The following is a 17,455-nucleotide window of genomic DNA, read 5'->3' on the forward strand; positions in this document are numbered from 1 at the left end:
CGCGCAGATCATCCGCATGGTCGAGGAGGCGCAGGGGTCCAAGCTGCCGATCCAGGGCCTCGTGGACAAGATCACCATGTGGTTCGTGCCAGCGGTGATGACGCTTGCCGCACTGACGTTCGGCGTGTGGTTCTTCTTCGGCCCCGATCCGGCACTGACCTTCGGTCTCGTCAATGCGGTGGCCGTTCTGATCATCGCCTGCCCATGTGCCATGGGCCTTGCCACGCCGACCTCGATCATGGTGGGCACCGGGCGCGGGGCGGAACTGGGTGTGCTGTTCCGCAAGGGCGACGCGCTGCAGGGGTTGCAGGATGCCAAGGTCGTCGCGCTCGACAAGACCGGAACGCTGACCGAAGGCAAGCCGACCCTGACCGACCTCGTCCTGGCGGACGGGTTCGAGCGTGCCGACGTGCTGTCCCGGATCGCCGCCGTGGAGGCCAAGTCCGAACACCCGATCGCCCGCGCCATCGTCGAAGCGGCCGAAGCCGAAGGGCTCATCCTGCCCGCACTGAGCTCGTTCGAGAGCGTGACAGGTTACGGCGTCACCGCTGAGGCCGGAGGGATCCGCGTCGAGATCGGCGCCGACCGCTACATGGCACAGCTGGGCCATGACGTGAGCGCCTTCGCAAGCACCGCCGCGCGGCTTGCCGATGAAGGCAAGTCGCCGCTCTACGCCGCCATCGGCGGGCGACTGGCCGCGATCATCGCGGTGGCCGATCCGATCAAGGAGACCACCCCCGAGGCGATCCGTGCGCTGCACGACCTCGGTCTCAAGGTCGCGATGATCACCGGCGACAACCGGCGCACGGCCGAAGCCATCGCCCGGCATCTCGGGATCGACGAAGTGGTGGCCGAAGTGCTGCCGGACGGCAAGGTCGCGGCGATCAAGCGGCTCAAGGCTCTCGGCTCCGTGGCCTTCGTCGGCGACGGCATCAACGACGCCCCCGCGCTGGCCGAGGCCGATGTGGGTCTGGCCATCGGAACCGGCACCGACGTTGCCATCGAAGCCGCGGATGTCGTGCTGATGTCCGGCAGCCTGAAGGGCGTGCCGAACGCCATTGCGCTCAGCCGGGCCACGATGCGGAATATCCGGCAGAACCTGTTCTGGGCCTTCGCCTACAACGCCGCGCTGATCCCGGTTGCTGCCGGGGCGCTCTGGCCGGTGTCGGGCATTCTGCTGTCGCCCGTCTTCGCCGCCGGCGCGATGGCGCTGTCCTCGGTCTTTGTTCTGGGCAACGCGCTCCGGCTGCGCCGGTTCGCAGCGCCCATGGCCGAAGCGACACGCTGAACCTCCCGCGTCCCCGGCCCGACCGGGGACGCCCCCTTTACCCCATCACCATCCAACCGAGGAGACCCGCCATGACCGTCACCGTCTATTCCACCCCGACCTGCCCGGACTGCCGCACGCTCAAGGCCTGGCTTGCCCGCCTCGGCATCGCCTACGCCGAACGCGATCTCACCGATCAGGCCGTGATGGACGAGGCCAAACGCCGCTTCGGAGTGCGCGTAGCCCCGATCACCGAGATCGGCGACTGGTTCACCTACGGCACGTTCGAGGACCAGAAGCCCCGCATCGAGGCCCGCCTGAAGGAGCTGGGGACATGGCCGAACTGACCCTCGACCCGCCGCGCGTCGACACCGGACGTCGCGCTCTGGTCCTCGGCACGTTCGGCCACACGGTCAACGACGCCTATACCGCCTTCCTGCCCGCGATGCTTCCGACTTTCCATCGCCAGCTCGGGCTCGACGAGGCGACGCTGGCCGGCCTCGTGGCGCTTTTCGCGCTGTCCGCCTCGCTTCCGGGTCCGCTGCTCGGACGCCTTTCGGACCGGTTCGGTGAGGTTCCCGTGACCGCAGCAAGCGTCCTCTTCAGCGCGGTACTGCTCAGTCTTCTCGCCGTCGTGCCGAGCGCGCCGCTCCTGTTTGCTCTTGTCGCCGTCGCCGGCTTCGGCTCAGCCGCAATCCACCCCGCGGGATCCATGCTGGTGCGGCGCGGCGCCCGGCGGCCGGAGTTTGCCGTCGCCCTGTTTTCCGCAGGCGGCATGCTCGGCTACGCCGCTGGCCCGGGCCTCATCGCCGTCGCGCGCGACCTGGCCGGGCCAGCGTTGCCCTTCGTTCTGATCCTGCCCGGCGTCCTTGCTGCGGCAGCGATCCACGCCTTCGCGCCGCGCAACGATGAGAACACGGTCCGCAAGGTCGCAGCAGCCCCGCGCTTCGACATGCGCCTCGTTCTCGGACCAGTCGGCCTTATCACGCTTGCCACTGCCTTTGCCTTCCTGCCAGCCACGGCGGTCCTCAACGGTCTGCCGCTCTACCTGATGGAGCGGCACGGACTCTCCGGGGGCGATCCTGCAATCGCCGGCACGCTCAGCACCTTCTCGCTCGCCGCCGCGGCCGGTGGCATCGGCGTCGGGTTCCTCACCGCGCGCCTGCCGCGGACCTGGCTGCTCGCGGGCGTGATGTCCGCCGGGATGCCGGCCTTCCTTGCGCTGCTCTGGCTCACGCCGGGAACGACCCTGTTCGTCGCCGCGCTCGCCGCGGCGGGGGCGCTCAGCTACGCGGCGACCCCGATCCTCGTCGTCGCCGCGCAGGACTTCGCGCCGCGTGCCGGCGCCACCGCCGCTGGCATGGTCTTCGGTCTCGGCTTCGCTCTTGCGGGCCTCCTCTACTTCGGCATCGGCGCATTGCAGACGCAGATCGGGGTCGGACCCGCATTGTCGCTCGCCTTCGTCGCGCCAGCAGTTTCCGCGATCCTGTCCGTCCTGGTCCTGCGCCACACCCCGGCTGCGTCGTCTGTCTCGCTCGTCGAGACTGTGTGTGCCTGCGCCGCCGCAAGCGGTACCGGCATCGTCACCTGCGCCCTTTCGTGCGCCCTTTCCTGCAATGGAGTATCGAGAAATGTCTGAAGTTACCCTTCTCAACATCGGCCGGACCATTACGGTGCCGGACGGACAGACGATCCTCTCGGCTGCGCTGGCCGAAGGCATCGACTACCCGCATGGCTGCAAGTCCGGCCGCTGTGGCAACTGCAAGTCGCGCCTCGCCAGCGGCGAGGTTGATCTTCTCGATCACTCGCGGTTTGCGCTCCCTCCCGAGGAACGCGACAGTGGCCTGATCCTGCCCTGCCGAGCCGTGCCGAAGGGTCCGGTGAGCGTGGCCTGGTTGGGGGACGAGCACGCAGTAAGCCATTCTGTCCGCGAAATGTCTGCGGAAGTCGTGGGCACCGAACTTCTCACGCACGACATCCTGCGCCTGCGGCTCCGGGTGGACGGCGCCCCGCTTCAGTTCGCGCCCGGCCAATACGCGACGCTCAAGCTGCCGGGCGTGGCCGCACGCGACTACTCGATGGCGAACCCGCCGGGCGCAGAGGTACTTGAGTTCCACGTCCGGCGCGTACCCGATGGGCGAACCTCGACGGCAATCCATGACCGCCTCCGCGTCGGTGATCGCCTCGGCATCACCGGCCCCCACGGCACGGCGCACCTGCGGACCGGGCATACCGGTCCGATCCTCGCCGTGGCCGGCGGCTCCGGGCTTGCACCGATCCTGTCGATCCTGGAAAGCGCCGTCGCGCAGGGCATGCGCCAGCCCATCCGCGTCTATGTCGGCGGGCGGGACGAGCGCGACCTCTATGGTCTCGACCAGCTGGCCGCCCTCGCGGCACAGCATGGCAACATGAGCGTGACGCCCGTGCTGTCGGCGCCGTCAGCGCCTACCGTCAGGCGGACAGGATTTCTGCATGCCGCCATCCGCGCAGACCTGCAGGATCTGGACGGCTGGAAGGTCTATACCGCCGGCCCGCCGGTGATGATCGACGCCTTGACGGACGTCGTTCTGGCCTCCGGCCTTCAGTCGGCCGATCTGCACGCAGACGTGTTCTTCACGCCTGAGAATGCAGCGGGGGCCAGCGACGTCGCAGCCGCCAGTTGAGACGCAGAAAAAGCGACGTGCCACGAGGGAGGTATCCTCGTGGCACGTGGTCTCTTGGTTGTGACCTTGAGCAGTCCGGACGCTTGCTGGACGTGCGCGCCTTATGTCGGCAAGTCGGCGAGCAGGTGGACGTCGTAGCGCTCCAGGGTCTGCTCTCCCTGAAGGAACCCCGCGGCAAGGATCGCGCTGACGGTCCGGGTGTAGGAGTCGGATCCGGCAAGGTCCGCGACCGACCCCGCATCCTGCCAAAGGGTCAGCACCACGCAATCCTCACCGCGGCGCATCATGGCGACACCAAGAAATCCGGGCTGCTGACGGAACATCGGCAGCGAGATCTCTCTGGCGAACGCCTCGTATTCGGCGGCACGCGCCTCGTCGACACGTGTCGTCCACATCCTGCCGATCATGGTCTGCCCTCCGGGGCCCGGAAATCTACTGCCAGCGTCCTGACCGCGGACAGCCCCAATGCCTGAGAGCTGTCAGCCTGCTACGGCGAAGCTTCGGCGCGAGGCCTTCTTGCGCGCCGGCTTGGCGGGCACTTCCTCCTCTGTGCTCAGGCCGGTCAGGATCGGGCAGTCGGGTCGGCTGTCGCCATGGCAGTGATGCGCGAGGTGCTGCAGCGTGCCGATCATCTCATCGAGCTCCCGGCGGCGTTGCTCCAGTTCGCGAACGTGGTCGAGCGCCAGCGCTTTCACGTCCGCACTGGCGCGGCTTCCGTCCTGCCAGAGATCCAGAAGCGACGCGATCTGCTTCACCTGGAACCCGAGGTCGCGGGCCCGCCGCACGAAGCGCAGCATCGCGACGTTCTTGTCCGAATAGACCCGATAGCCCGAATACGCCCTGAGGGCCGGGCGGACGAGACCGATTTCTTCGTAGTAGCGCAGCATCTTCACCGAGATGCCGGTCGCCTTCGAGGCTTCTCCGATATTCATGGCATGGCTCCGTTTCAGTCCGGCGATGCCGGGATCGAATCCTTCCTGCACCCTCCCATCATTGGAGGGTCAACAGGGTTTTCGTGCAACGGTCAAAGAAACGGTGGCTTTGGAGCGGCACACAGAAGGGGCGGCGTCCGGACAAGATCAGACTCCAGCAGGATTTGCTCCTCTATATCAGTGCCTTCGATGTCAGGCAGGATCATGCGCTCGAGCGTCGCGGTTCTCAGGATGCTGAGAAGATGTCCGAGCAGCGAGGGGCGGACAGGGACTGGAACGGAATCGGTCATCGGAGTTCTCCAGGGTGAATGGTGGTCAGTCGAATCACCTTCTCGGGCCTCCAAGGGAGGGAGGGTCAATGCCGAACCGAACGAGCATCGAGCATCTCGAGGAAATCTTCGCATGGCGCCCCCTGACACGCTGGGAGGCGCGTTGACCCTGCCATCATTGGAACCCCGAGGAAGCTGGGCAGCCGCACGAATCGCTGCGGTCCAACTGCAACCAGAGGATTTCCTCCGATGTCACTTCCCAATCCCGATCCAAAGCGGTGGGCGGCGCTTGCACTCCTGTGCGCAGCGCAGTTCATCGTCATCCTCGACACCTCGATCATTGGTGTCGCGCTTCCCGCCATCCAGGCCGATCTCGGGTTCACCGACGATGGGCTGAGCTGGATCTTCAATGCCTACGTGATCGCCTTCGGCGGCCTTCTGCTGCTCGGCGGCAAGCTCGCCGACGTGGTCGGCGCGCGCCGCATCTTCCTCTCGGGCTTCGGCATCCTGACCGCGTCCTCTCTGGTCGCGGGGCTTGCCGATAGCCAGGCCATCCTTCTTGCAGGGCGCGCCTTGCAAGGTGTCGGGGCGGCTTTGATCGCACCCGCTGCGCTGTCCATTCTCATGCGCCTCTTCGGCGCGCGCCCGGCCGAGCTTGGCCGCGCGTTCGGGTTCTGGGGTGCCTCCGCCGCAGCCGGCGGGACCGCTGGCGTCTTCCTTGGCGGTGTCATCACCGAGTGGATGAGCTGGACCTGGACGTTCCTTGTAAACGTCCCGCTGGGTCTTGCCGTGCTTGCCATCGGTCCCGCCGTGCTTCGGAAGATTCCGGGATCGCGGGGCAAGATCGGCGTGATCGACTCGGTGCTTGTGACCGGCGCGATCGTGGCGGCAGTCTATGCCATCGTCACCGGAGAGCATGTCGGCTGGCTGGTGCCTCAGACCCTCGCCCTTCTGGGTGCCGCGGTCGGTCTGCTGATCCTGTTCCTGATCGTCCAGGCCAAGTCGCGTTCGCCGCTTCTGCCGCTGCGCCTGTTCCGGGCACCGGGCCTTGGGGCTGGCAATCTTGTCATGGCGCTCCTGGGCGCTGCCTGGATTCCACTGTGGTTCTTCCTGAACCTCTATCTCCAGTCGGTGCTGAACCTGTCGGCCTTCGGGTCGGGCCTCGCGCTCCTGCCGATGACGCTGGTCATCATGGTGTTCATGGTGAAGCTCACCGGTCCCCTGATCGGCCGTTTCGGTGTGAAGCCCGTCATGATCACCGGTCTCCTGGCGCTTAGCGGCGCCCTCGGTCTGCTGGCGACGATCCCTGCAGACGGCACCTATCTTGCCTCGGTCCTTCCGGCTTCGCTGATCGCCGCGCTCGGCATGTCGCTGGCCTATATCCCAGTCACGATGACCGGCATGGGAGGCGCGGCACCCGAGGATACCGGGCTGGCTTCCGGTCTGATCAACACGACCTACCAGGTGGGATCTGCGCTTGGACTCGCCGTGATGGTTTCGGTAGCGGCCTCGCAACTCGCCGGCACGCCGCACGAGGCCGTAGATGTCCTGTCGGGGTATCGGGCCGCCTTCCTGGGTGCCGCCGTCGTCGGACTGCTGGCCAGCGCCGTTGCCGCCGTCTTCGTGCGAGGGAACGGGACGGTGGCAAACGTTCCCGTGGGCTGATGACGACAACGCCTCCGGCCCTACGGCCGGAGGCGCATTCGGCAATGCGCGTCACGAGAGCGGAGGAGCCACGGCGAGATCGTGAACCTCGCTTTGCGGGTCCTCTGGTTGTCCGAAAAATCGGATGGGCCTTACACGATCGCTGTACGATGCTTGGGAGGAACTCGCCGGATTGGCAGAGCGGATTGGGGAAAGGCTCGTCTCCGCTCTCGAGCGGCATCAGTGGGAAGCGCGTGGGACGGAATCTGGAAGTCCTAGATAGGACGGAGGAGCCATGCTGCCGGGTGTCGGCAATTCCGGGCGGTCAGGGGGCCGATCCTTATACATACGGGCGGTCGGGTGTCGTCCGGAGGTTCGACTGTCCCAGGTTAAGGGCGCATTGCACCCTGAGAGCCCCAGAAACCCGTCGCTGACGGCCGCTAGGTGTGTCCGGCATAGTGACATATGCGCAACACGACTCGCGCCTCCTGCACCGCTCTCAGCGCATTTTCAGAACGGACGGTTGTTCAGGAGAGGCCGGTCGCCATGGTGCAGCCTGCAGTGCCTGTCCCAGCCTGGGGGCCGGTTCGGGTCTTTCGTCGTCTCGTAAGAGATCCTCTCTAACAGCCGGTCCATATCGATGGATCTGCCGTTCTCGTCTCCCTCCCTCCGGATCGACACTTGGCGCCCCACCATAGAGATCATCAGACCCGACGCGGGGCCCTCGCCGCGGAGGCTCGCTCCCGCTCACCGCCTGTATCGGTGGCGGCGGAGCCGGGAGAGGCTGGAAGTCTTGGTCAGGGCCACGGACCCATGCTGCCGGGTAGAGGCAATTCTGGGTGCGAAGGGGACGGATCCTTATACCTGGCGGTGATAATGAGCAGTCCTGAGCTCCGGCTGTCCAAGGCTCAGGGCGCATTGCACCCTGAGGGCCCCAGAAACCCGTCGCTGACGGCCGCTAGGGGTGCTGGGTGAGTGTTGCATATGAGCAACATAACTCGCGGCTCCTGCGCCGCTCTCAGCGCCTCTCAGGTCGGCCATCTGGCGCGGTGGGGTGCCCGGCTCCGGCGCTGCGCAGTCTGCTCGCGCTAAGGCGGCCGATCGGGGTGCTCTACGGGAATGTCGCCGTCACGCCCGAGGTGTGGGAGGTCAGGCCACACTCGTCGCTAGGTAACCGGATGCTGACCCAAGCGCGCCGGATGCTTGAGCAATTTGACGGCTTCGCGCCCGACGCGTTTGCGCAAGACGTGAGGCCGAATGCCCATCTCTGGCCTGCAGATCCTTGTTATGATCGAGGGACCAGCGGACGCAGGTCAGGATGGCACCGCGCAGCCGACGTTCCGGTGCGCGGGCCTTGATCAATAGTCTTCAGAGCTTGTCGGCTTCAGTGGCGAAGATACGCTTCCAGTTGCTCTCTCCTCTGTCGATGACGCCAGCGGTATCCTTGAGGAAAAGCCCCTCATGTGCCGCGGGCGAGCTGTTCAGGTAGAGCTGACCATCAACGATCGCGAACAGGTCTGGCCGCGTGGGTACCTTCTTGCCTTTGCTGGCGCCCGCGGAACACCACCCGCCGTAGGCCGGGGCATATTTCGCGGGGTCGGCTGCAAAAAGATCGCGGTTAGCAGCGCTGGCAAACCGCCACTCCACACCCTGATAGATCGAAGTGAATTCAGCCGAACCGAGGGCGGGGCTGTTCTGGGTGTGGTATGCGACGACGTCATAGCCACCCACGGCCGCTCCTTCAGCCAGAAAATGCTCATCCGCAGCATACGCAAGCGGTGCCGCCAATGAGAGAGCAAGGCCAAGTGCCAGGCGGGTTCCGGTCAGAAATTTCATGGTCGTCTCCTGTTGGGTTTAACGAAGCAAGATTTCGGTCTCGCGGCTTTCCATTCGTTCAGGAGCGAGAGTTTGTTTCTGTGCACGACTCGTGTTGACGCAACAGTGATTAAGACGTGCGCTCCATGCGTGTGGCTGGGCGCCCGGATGCCTCCCTTGCCGCATTCGCCCCAGGCAGATGCCTTGAAAAAAGAACGCGTGTCCCGCCCCGCGGCTGGGTATCGGATCAGCGGTTGCGCAAAGCCATCGCGCCCTGCATGGGCGTTCGTCCTGCACCGCCAGAGCGCGACCAGCATTCGGACCTTGGCGGCGGCCGCAGACACGCCTTGGGCTTGTCAATCTGGCTTGTCTCGGGCAACGAGCGACCAGCGCGGTGGATGCCGCGCCCGGCGTCCCGTCTCACGGGACCGCACGCGCATGGACCATGGCGTCATCAGCCGGTCCCCGGACAAGGAGCGAGGCATAGTGGCAGCGGCAATCTTCGTGGCCCCGCTCGGGTTATCGCAGCATCTTCCTGCGCCGGTGTGAGCCGATGCGGAGCAGTCCGGAAAGGAAGCAAGAGCCCGCGGTTGCCGAACACGGCATGCGCAAACGGTCCGGGAAGGCACGCTCCCTCCGGGCGCCACTGATACGTATCCATATGCGGCGCCTTCTGCGCAGCCTCGGCCCGGCAATGCCACGGCCAAACTGGCGCGAGGCACTGCGTTCCGGGCTTGGGGCGGGGCTTGCGCTGGGGCTGTGCGGGGCCATCCTGGTCCTGCTGGAGGCGTGGCATGGAGAGGCGGCGCGTTTCCTGCTGATCGCGCCCCTCGGGGCGACCGCGTTCCTGGTGTTCGCGGTGCCCAACTCGCCTCTCGCGCAGCCCTGGTCGGCCATCGTCGGGAACGCCGCGTCGGCCCTTGTCGCCATCGGCGTCACCGGCCTTGGTCTTGCCCCGGAGCTGTCGGCCGGTCTTGCCGTTCTCGCAGCCATGCTGAGCATGGCGGTGCTGCGGGCGATGCATCCGCCGGGGGCCGCGGTCGCGCTCGCCACCGTGCTGTCAACGCCCGCGGGGGTCACGCATGGGCTTGGCTTCGTGCTCTCGCCGGTGATGCTTGACACGGCGCTTCTGGTCGCGCTCGCGGTGCTCTACAACCGGGCGACCGGGCGGAAGTACCCGTTCCGCCAGCCGGCGGTGGCGGAACGGCACGCAACGATGCGTGATGCGAACACACACCGCCTCGGGCTGTCGAGCGAGGACCTCGCAGCTGTCCTCGACCGCTTCAACTTGAGCGCCAATATCGGCGCCGAGGATTTCGGGCGCATCCTTGCCGCAGCCGAGGCCGAGGCGGCCCGGCGTCATTTCAAGGGGCTGACCTGTGGCGCGGTCATGTCGGGCGATGTGGTCAGCGTCACGCCCGATACCCGCGCCCGGCGGGTGGCGGACCTGTTCCGCAAGCACCGGTTCAAGACGCTTCCGGTCGTGGACACCGACGGCACGCTGCGCGGCATCATCACCCAGAACGACCTGATCCAGCGGGCGCGTCTTGACGCGACAAGGGAGGGCAGGGGCTTTGCCGCGGCGATGACAAACCTCCTCGCCCCCGGAGGCGACCGCCGCCTGTGCGCGTGCGACATCATGACGACAGAGCTCTGCACGGTCCGACCGACCGACGGGATCGGCGTGCTGGTCCAGCTGCTGGCGGACGGGCGCGTGCAGGCGGCCCCCGTCGTCGAGGGATCGCGCCTTGCAGGCATCGTTACACGCTCGGACCTGGTGGCGGTCCTCGCGCGGCAGACGATCCTTGCGGGTGGTCTGCAGACAGCCGCCTGAGGTGGGGGCAGCGTATGCGGAAACGCTCGAGCTAGGTGGTCCGGTGCCGGACCGGGCAACGGATACGGTCGGCCGCTGGACCTTGCCCGGCAATGACGGGCGCTCCCCAGCCCCGTGTCTTAACGCCTGCGGCCGTATTGGTGCTCATGGCGCAGTGACCACCCGCACGAATTTGGTCGCCGGCTTTGTGAGGATCTCGGACGGGTTGCCGACCTGTTCGATGCGCCCCATCGACATCACGACAACGAGGTCGGCCAGTCAGTGGCGCGGTGACGCTTGCGCGCGACTTCGGCATCTCGGAGACGGTGATCGGGCTGACCATCGTGGCCGTCGGCACGTCGATGCCCGAATTTGTCACTTCGGTCGTTGCCGGGTTGCGGCGGCAGGGCGACGTGGCCTTCGGCAATATTGTCGGATCCAACATCTACAACATCCTCGGGATCGGCGGCGCGACGGCGCTGATCGCGCCCGGAGCCGTGCCGGTCGAGATCGTGAGCTTCGACAACCTGGTGATGATCGGCGTCTCGCTCGCGCTCGTGGCTTTTGCCTGGACCGGCTTTAGGATCGCGCGCTCGGAAGGCGCGGCGCTGCTGACCGGCTCTGGAATCTACCTGTTCGTACTCTGGCCCTGATCAACTACGGCTTAGGTCCCCGGCGCGTTTCGTGGCCAGCAGCTTGTCGATGCGGCGGCCGTCGAGGTCCACCACCTCGATCCGCCAGGGACCCAGATCCAGATGGTCGCCCAAGTCGGGGAGGCGGCCCATCCGGTCGATCACGAGCCCCGCCACCGTCTCGAAGTCACGATCCTCCTCGAGAGCCAGGCCGGTGCGGTCGGCGAACTCGTCGGCCGGCATCCAGCCCGCGACCAGCAGGCTGCCATCCTCGCGTGCGACAAGCCTCGGTTCGGCCTCCTCGCCTTCGGGGAACTCGCCGGCGATGGCCTGCAGAATGTCCATCGGCGTGATGATCCCCTCGAAATGCCCGTATTCGTCATAGACGAGCACCATGTGGGCCGGGGATTTCCGAAGCGTTTCCAGCACGTCGAGCGCGGCCATGCCGTCCTGTACCACCGGCGCCTCGATCATGACCTCGCGAACCCCCGGCGTGGCCGGGCCGGGATCGAGGAAGTCGCGCGACTTAAGCACACCCACGATGTTGTCCGCGCGGCCGTCGCGGACCGGCAGGCGGGAATGCCCGGTTTCGCGGAAGCGGCGGATTACCGTGTAGGCGCTATCCTCGACATCGACCACCTCGACCTCGTGGCGCGGCACCATGAGGCCGCGCGCGGTGCGGTCCGCGATGCGCATGACACCGGCGATCATCTCGGTCTCCGCCTTCTCCATGACGCCGGCGGAATGCGCCTCGGAGAGCACCAGCTTCACCTCCTCGTCGGTCACCCCGCGATCCGCCCGGCCCGACTGGCCCAGAAGCGCAAGCACGGCCCGCCCGGAGCGGTCGAGCAGCCAGACGATCGGGGCCGCGACGATCGCGATCAGGTTCAGAAGCGGCGCGATCCGCACGGCGGCCGCCTCGGGGGCGCGCAGGGCGATCTGCTTGGGGACAAGCTCGCCGAACACCAGCGCGAGATAGGTGATCGCGACGACCACGCCGCCCACGCCCAGGGTCTGCGCAAGCCCCGGGCTCATTCCCGCGCCCGCCAGCGCACCGGCAAGCCGGACGCCCAGCGTGGCGCCCGAAAAGGCGCCGGAGAGAACCCCCACAAGCGTGATGCCGATCTGTACGCTCGAGAGGAACCTTCCCGGATCGGCCGCAAGCCTCAGCGCAATGCCCGCGCTGCGGCTGCCATTGTCGGCGAGGACCTGCAGGCGGGCCGGCCGCGACGACACGATGGCAAGCTCGGACATGGCGAGCACACCGTTCACCAGGGTCAGGGCAAGGACGATCAGGATCTCGAGAAGCATGCGATTGTGTTCCGTGGTGAAGCCTGCGCCGCGGCGCGTCAGGCGAAAGCGTTGACCAGCAGGTAGAGCGCGGACTTGACCAGAGCATAGACCACGCCCGCCACGATCAGAAGCGATGCAAGGCCCAGCAGCGTTCCCAGCGCGATCCACAGGCCGTCACGTTCGAGGATGCCCAGCGCGATCACGCAGATCGCAAGCGCGGGCAGGATGTTGCCGAAGGGGATCGGCAAGGTCAGGACCGCCGCGAGCACAAGGCACAGCGCGCCCAGGATATGTTCGGCCGGGTGGCCCACCAGCGGCGACCAGCGCGGTCGCAAAAGGCGCTCGGCCCGCGCGAGCCAGGGCCCGAGGCGTTCCACCATCTGGCCGAAACGCTCACGCGGGACCGAGCGCTCACCGATGAAGCGCGGCAGCCATGGTGTTCGATCGAGCATCATCTGGAGAGAGAGATAGAGCAGCGGAAGCCCCAGGACCCCCGAGGTGCCTGGCGGCATGGGAAGCACGTTCGGGACGGCGAAGAGCAGGATCAGCGCAGCACGCCCGCGCCCCTTGAGGATCCGGATCAGGTCGTTGACCGACACGTCGTCGCGCGCGGCGTCATGACCGATCTCGGCAAGGATCTCCGAAAGCCGCCGTCGGCCCTTGCGCGCCGTGCTGTTCTGTTGGTCGTCCTCATTCGTCGCCCCTTCTGGTCCGGGGCTGGGGTCGGGGTCCATGATCATCGCCCTTGCTGACAGGCAGGATGTAGGGGCTGGCCCCCTCCTGTGAAAGACCCGCCCCCCTGCCTCCGCTCCATTGGCGCGGGCAGGCAGGTGGGGTCATCCCTCCTGGCGCCCGTGCTCAGGCGCGACGCTGGCCTTGTGCGGCGGCTCGGCCTGCCGGGTCTTCCACAAAGAGAAGACGACGCCGGCGCCGAGGATGGCAAAGGTGATGCCCAGCGACCATTCGGGCGGGAACTTCTCCCAGCCCATCAGGTCGGCGATCCTGATCATGATCTGCGCGAGGAAAAGAGGCGTGGCGTAGTGCACCTGCCGGCAGGTCCCCGGTCTTGGCGAAAGCGCGGAGCATGCGGGCAAGCTCGGTTGCGATCTCGAGTTCGATCGAGTCGAGCCATTCCCACGAGTTGAAAAAGAACACCGAAGCTCTCCGAAAGCATAATCCAATCTGCCCCGCATCGGCCATCGGTGACAGTTGGTGGGCGGCCAGCAGTTCAACCATGCGCGGTGCGGCGGGAATTGACAGCGCACCCGTCTTGCGAAATTCTCTTCCCATGGGGATCCGCGATCTCCCCACGAGGCGACAGCCGAAGCTCGCGTTCCACCTCAACCTTGTTTCCAAGGAGGAACGCAGATGCCTGCGCCCGACGCCATCCCTGCCGACAAGCTGGCCAAGCTGATTGGCACACCCCGTTGCCCGACCCTGCTCGATGTCCGCACCGAGGCGGCCCGCGCCGCTGATCCGCGGCGCGTTCCCACCGCCCGGCCGCTCAACGAGGCGGAGATCAGCCCCGATGCCTTGGCGCGCCTCGCGCTTGGCCTCAGCGGCCCGGTTGTCGTCATCTGCGCCGAAGGCCACAGGCGTAGTCAGGGCATCGCCGCCGTACTGCGGAATGCGCACATACCAGCCGAGTATCTGGAGGGTGGACAGGCCGCCTGGGATGCCGCGGGGCTCCCACTTCTCAATCCTGACAAGCTATCTGAACCCGACGCCGAGGGCCGGACGGTCTGGGTCACGCGCTCCCGACCCAAGATCGACCGGATCGCCTGCCCCTGGCTGATCCGCCGTTTCGTCGACCCACGCGCGATATTCCTCTATGTTGCGCCAGCGGAAGTCGTCGGGGTGGCGGAGCTGTTCGGGGCGATGCCCTACGACATCGAGGAGGTGTTCTGGAGCCACCGCGGGGAGCTTTGCACCTTCGACACGATGCTGGCGGAATTCGGGCTCTCGATCCCGGCGCTCGATCGGCTGGCTTCCATCGTGCGTGGGGCGGACACGGCGCGCCTTGACCTTGCGCCTGAGGCTGCAGGGCTTCTCGCGGCCTCCCTCGGCTTGTCTCGAATGTACGCCGACGATCTCGAGCAGCTCGATGCCGGCATGGCGCTCTACGATGCGTTCTATCGCTGGGCGCGTGACGCCACGGACGAGACGCACAACTGGCCGACCAACCGGCCGGGAGGCGCGCGATGAGAGATGCCTCACGGGCGACCCCGCAGGAGGATGCCACTGCGCGCGACTATCCGACGCTCGCCGAGGCTACGCGGGTCTGGGCGCGCGTGGCTCTGCTTTCCTTCGGCGGACCGGCCGGACAGATCGCGGTGATGCACCGCATCCTCGTCGAGGAGAAGCGCTGGCTCGGTGATGGCCGGTTCCTGCATGCGCTCAACTTCTGCATGCTGTTGCCCGGGCCCGAGGCGCAGCAACTCGCCGTCTATATCGGCTGGCTCCTGCACCGGACCTGGGGCGGCGTGATCGCCGGCGTCCTGTTCGTCCTCCCCGGCGTTGTCGCCATCATGGCGCTGAGCTGGGTCTACGTGATCTTCGGCAATGTCGGCTTCGTTGCCGCATTCTTCTTCGGGCTCAAGGCCGCGGTGCTCGCCATCGTGCTGCAGGCGGTCTTTCGCGTCGGCCGCCGGGCGCTGAAGAACGACGCAATGCGCTTGATCGCCGCGCTGTCCTTCGCAGCGATCTTTGCCTTCGGCGCCCCGTTCCCGCTCATCGTGCTCGCCGCCGCCGTCATCGGGTTTCTCGGGGCGCGCACCGGGCTGCAGGCATTCGCCCCGGGTGGTGGCCACGGGTCGGTCGGCAATACCCATGTCGACGACTCCGAGACGCTCCTGGGGCCGGAAATGGCCGAGATGCCGGCGGCCGCGCGGCGCGGCGCGCTCGTGGCGGGGTGCGTGGCGCTGGCGCTCTGGCTCGCGCCTGTGGTGGTGCTGGTACTGGCGCTGGGGCCGGGCAACGTCTTCGCCGACATAGCCACCTTCTTCTCCAAGATGGCGGTGGTCACCTTCGGCGGTGCCTATGCCGTGCTGGCCTATGTGGCGCAGGAGGCCGTCGGTACCTACGGCTGGCTCGGGGCTGGCGAGATGCTCGACGGCCTCGGGATGGCCGAGACCACGCCCGGGCCGCTGATCATGGTGCTCCAGTTCGTCGGTTTCCTCGGCGCGTTCCGCGAGGCCGGCTGGCAAAGCACGCTCCTCGCCGGCACTTTCGGCGGCCTTCTTGCGACCTGGGTCACCTTCGCGCCCTGCTTTGCCTTCATCTTCCTCGGCGCGCCTTACATGGAGCGGCTGCGCGCGAACAGGTCCCTTTCCGCCGCGCTGACGTCGGTGACAGCATCGGTAGTCGGCGTGATCCTCAACCTCGCGATCTGGTTCGCGATCCACGTCGTCTGGACCGACGTGCGCAGGATCGACACCGGGCCGCTCTCGCTCGAGCTTCCGGTCCTCGCTTCGATCGACTGGGCAGCGGCTGCATTGTCGGCACTCGCGCTCTTCGCGGTGTTCCGGCTGAGACTCGGCATGACGATCGTGCTGGGCGGGTCCGCCCTTGTTGGCCTCTTGCTTTATGGTTCGGGGATGACCTCGCTCTCCGGCTGATCCATGAAGCATCTCGGACAGCAGGGGTTTGCAGGCTGGGGACCGTGCCCGCGGCTGGCCGCGGGCACGGGGGAGCTTCAGTACGTCTCTACGATTGCGCTGTATTCACCACGCAACTGGATCGTCATCGTGATCGGCGTGCTGTCCCGGTTGCGCCAGAACCACCCGTGATCGCCGGCAAAGGGCGCTTCGATGCTGCCTTCGCCGTCGGTCTTGCCGGCGCCACGTTCATAATCGACGGACTCGCCGCCGCTATGGGCATGCAGGTCGAAGTTGACCCGCCCGCCTGTCGCCGTCCACGCGTAGTCGACAACATTTCCGGCTTCCATGGTCATCTTGATTTCGGCAGTGGCCCCGGGTTCGAGGACGAATGTCACCTCGTCCCGCCAGGCTTCCTGGGCGTGGGCCGTGCCGACGAACAGACCGATGACGGCGTCAAGAGCGCTAGAGGACTGTTCCTGGGCGCGTTGTTCGTCCAGCAGGCGATCCGCCTCGGCCTCTTCGGCAAGCTGAACCTTGATCTCGCCCATTTCCGTCAGGCCGAGCACGCGGCCGACGCCGGTGGGGTCGATGGCATGTTCCGCGGGCAGGTATATGGTGACCAGGATCGCGACGGCGCCGATGCCGGCGATGATGCTGGAGCGGCGCAGTTGCGCCTTGGTCGGCAGATCTTCGAGCTTCGGTTTGGGTACGTTGTTCATGTCATTGTCCATTCTTGATCAGGTTGAAGCGATGTAACCGGCGACCTGGTAGACGGTCAGCCAGATGCCGAGGCCCATCATCACCAGGTTCGCGATCGTGGCCTGCCGCATGAAGTTCGGGTGGCGGCGCCAGTAGCCCATGACGATCAGGATCACGGCGAGAGCGAGCAACTGGCCCACTTCGACGCCCACGTTGAAAGCCAGCAGGTTGGGCAGCAGGCCGTCCTGCGGGATTTCGTAGTCAAGGATCTTGGTCGCCAGGCCCGTGCCGTGAAACAGACCGAAGATCAGCGTGGCCGCCTTGGTATTGGGCTGGAATCCGAACCATTTCTGGTACGCGCCGAGGTTGTCGAGCGCCTTGTAGACCACCGACAGGCCGATGATCGCGTCGATGATATAGGCGTTGATGCCCCAGCCATACCAGACGCCCAGGAGCATCGTGACCGAGTGGCCGAGGGCGAAGAGGCTGACATAGATGCCGACGTCCTTCATCCTGTAGAGGAAGAAGACGACGCCGAGCAGGAACAGGATGTGATCGTAGCCGGTCACCATGTGCTTGGCGCCGAGATAGATGAAGGGGATGATCTTCACCCCCCAGATCTCCTGGATATAGCCCGCGTCACCCGCGGTGACGTTATGGGCGAGTGCCTGGCTGACGGTCAGCATGAAAGCCGCCAGCAGGATAAGGGTCAGCGTGGCCAACTGGCGTGGCGCCAGGGCTCGCAGGACCATTGAACTCAAGGTCATGGATGGATCTCCGTTGTGGTGTCGATTGATCGCTCAAGCCGCGGGAGCGCAGCGGCGATCAG

17 protein-coding genes and 2 pseudogenes are annotated in these 17,455 nt (G+C 66.4%); 9 read left to right on the forward strand and 10 right to left on the reverse strand.

Annotated elements, in window-relative coordinates; translation table 11 throughout:
• The 4 genes from HMH01_RS15045 to HMH01_RS15060 all read left to right on the forward strand — a co-directional run.
• A partial coding sequence (locus HMH01_RS15045) for a heavy metal translocating P-type ATPase (protein WP_171326623.1) occupies positions 1-1,288 on the forward strand: 1,288 nt, incomplete at its 5' end.
• Between the two features lie 71 nt (positions 1,289-1,359).
• A complete protein-coding gene (locus tag HMH01_RS15050; protein ID WP_171326624.1) occupies positions 1,360-1,614 on the forward strand; it encodes a glutaredoxin family protein in 255 nt (84 codons plus the stop codon).
• Positions 1,602-2,906: an MFS transporter gene (locus HMH01_RS15055; protein ID WP_171326625.1), complete on the forward strand. Its 1,305-nt coding sequence runs from the start codon at positions 1,602-1,604 to the stop codon at positions 2,904-2,906. The genes HMH01_RS15050 and HMH01_RS15055 overlap by 13 nt, the downstream gene beginning before the upstream one ends.
• On the forward strand, positions 2,899-3,930 hold the full coding sequence (locus tag HMH01_RS15060; RefSeq protein ID WP_171326626.1) for a 2Fe-2S iron-sulfur cluster-binding protein: 1,032 nt from the start codon (positions 2,899-2,901) through the stop codon (positions 3,928-3,930). Before HMH01_RS15055 ends, HMH01_RS15060 begins: the two co-directional genes overlap by 8 nt.
• Before the next feature lie 101 nt (positions 3,931-4,031).
• On the opposite strand, the gene HMH01_RS15065 is transcribed toward HMH01_RS15060, so the two are convergent.
• The 3 genes from HMH01_RS15065 to HMH01_RS15075 all read right to left on the reverse strand — a co-directional run bounded on the left by HMH01_RS15065 (position 4,032) and on the right by HMH01_RS15075 (position 5,152).
• Positions 4,032-4,325 (reverse strand): antibiotic biosynthesis monooxygenase family protein, encoded by a 294-nt coding sequence (locus HMH01_RS15065; RefSeq protein WP_216366893.1) that lies wholly within the window; start codon positions 4,323-4,325, stop codon positions 4,032-4,034.
• An 84-nt stretch (positions 4,326-4,409) separates the two neighbouring features.
• Positions 4,410-4,913, reverse strand: coding sequence for a Cu(I)-responsive transcriptional regulator (gene cueR, locus HMH01_RS15070; RefSeq protein ID WP_343035343.1), 504 nt, complete (start codon positions 4,911-4,913; stop codon positions 4,410-4,412).
• 41 nt (positions 4,914-4,954) lie between these two features.
• The gene (locus HMH01_RS15075; protein WP_171326628.1) at positions 4,955-5,152 is read right to left on the reverse strand and encodes a hypothetical protein; all 198 of its coding nucleotides are present in this window, start codon (positions 5,150-5,152) and stop codon (positions 4,955-4,957) included.
• 228 nt (positions 5,153-5,380) lie between these two features.
• On the opposite strand from HMH01_RS15075, the gene HMH01_RS15080 reads away from it, so the two are divergent.
• Positions 5,381-6,796 (forward strand): MFS transporter, encoded by a 1,416-nt coding sequence (locus HMH01_RS15080; protein WP_171326629.1) that lies wholly within the window; start codon positions 5,381-5,383, stop codon positions 6,794-6,796.
• A gap of 1,347 nt (positions 6,797-8,143) precedes the next feature.
• Here the strand turns inward: HMH01_RS15080 and HMH01_RS15085 are convergent.
• Entirely contained in the window at positions 8,144-8,611 is a 468-nt protein-coding gene (locus HMH01_RS15085; protein ID WP_171326630.1) for a YHS domain-containing (seleno)protein, read from the reverse strand.
• Between the two features lie 673 nt (positions 8,612-9,284).
• On the opposite strand from HMH01_RS15085, the gene HMH01_RS15090 reads away from it, so the two are divergent.
• Positions 9,285-10,424, forward strand: coding sequence for an HPP family protein (locus tag HMH01_RS15090; RefSeq protein WP_171326631.1), 1,140 nt, complete (start codon positions 9,285-9,287; stop codon positions 10,422-10,424).
• A gap of 144 nt (positions 10,425-10,568) precedes the next feature.
• On the opposite strand, the pseudogene HMH01_RS17860 reads toward HMH01_RS15090, so the two are convergent.
• A pseudogene (locus HMH01_RS17860) lies at positions 10,569-10,682 on the reverse strand (putative 2-aminoethylphosphonate ABC transporter ATP-binding protein); the annotation flags it as partial.
• Here HMH01_RS17860 and HMH01_RS15095 point away from each other — a divergent pair.
• A pseudogene (locus HMH01_RS15095) lies at positions 10,682-11,056 on the forward strand (sodium:calcium antiporter); the annotation flags it as partial. The pseudogenes HMH01_RS17860 and HMH01_RS15095 sit on opposite strands and share 1 nt — an antisense overlap.
• Here the strand turns inward: HMH01_RS15095 and HMH01_RS15100 are convergent.
• The 3 genes from HMH01_RS15100 to HMH01_RS15110 form a co-directional block, all read right to left on the reverse strand.
• Positions 11,057-12,346 carry a hemolysin family protein gene (locus tag HMH01_RS15100; protein ID WP_171326632.1) on the reverse strand — a complete coding sequence of 430 codons (1,290 nt, stop codon included), beginning with the start codon at positions 12,344-12,346 and terminating at the stop codon, positions 11,057-11,059. It lies immediately after the preceding pseudogene.
• A gap of 38 nt (positions 12,347-12,384) precedes the next feature.
• On the reverse strand, positions 12,385-13,062 hold the full coding sequence (locus tag HMH01_RS15105) for an exopolysaccharide biosynthesis protein (protein WP_171326633.1): 678 nt from the start codon (positions 13,060-13,062) through the stop codon (positions 12,385-12,387).
• Positions 13,063-13,164: 102 nt separating this feature from the next.
• Positions 13,165-13,338, reverse strand: coding sequence for a hypothetical protein (locus tag HMH01_RS15110; protein WP_171326620.1), 174 nt, complete (start codon positions 13,336-13,338; stop codon positions 13,165-13,167).
• A gap of 358 nt (positions 13,339-13,696) precedes the next feature.
• On the opposite strand from HMH01_RS15110, the gene HMH01_RS15115 reads away from it, so the two are divergent.
• Both HMH01_RS15115 and chrA read left to right on the forward strand, forming a co-directional pair.
• Positions 13,697-14,533, forward strand: coding sequence for a chromate resistance protein ChrB domain-containing protein (locus tag HMH01_RS15115; protein ID WP_171326634.1), 837 nt, complete (start codon positions 13,697-13,699; stop codon positions 14,531-14,533).
• Positions 14,530-15,945 (forward strand): chromate efflux transporter, encoded by a 1,416-nt coding sequence (gene chrA, locus HMH01_RS15120; RefSeq protein ID WP_171326635.1) that lies wholly within the window; start codon positions 14,530-14,532, stop codon positions 15,943-15,945. The genes HMH01_RS15115 and chrA overlap by 4 nt, the downstream gene beginning before the upstream one ends.
• 77 nt (positions 15,946-16,022) lie before the next feature.
• On the opposite strand, the gene HMH01_RS15125 is transcribed toward chrA, so the two are convergent.
• Both HMH01_RS15125 and HMH01_RS15130 read right to left on the reverse strand, forming a co-directional pair.
• Positions 16,023-16,646, reverse strand: a complete 624-nt coding sequence (locus HMH01_RS15125) for a transmembrane anchor protein (RefSeq protein WP_171326636.1) — start codon at positions 16,644-16,646, stop codon at positions 16,023-16,025.
• Positions 16,647-16,664: 18 nt separating this feature from the next.
• Complete coding sequence (locus HMH01_RS15130; RefSeq protein ID WP_171326637.1) at positions 16,665-17,393, reverse strand: HupE/UreJ family protein; 729 nt, start codon at positions 17,391-17,393, stop codon at positions 16,665-16,667.
• Positions 17,394-17,455 lie beyond the last annotated feature (62 nt).

This window comes from Halovulum dunhuangense (genome assembly GCF_013093415.1).
GTDB classification, from domain to species: domain Bacteria; phylum Pseudomonadota; class Alphaproteobacteria; order Rhodobacterales; family Rhodobacteraceae; genus Halovulum; species Halovulum dunhuangense.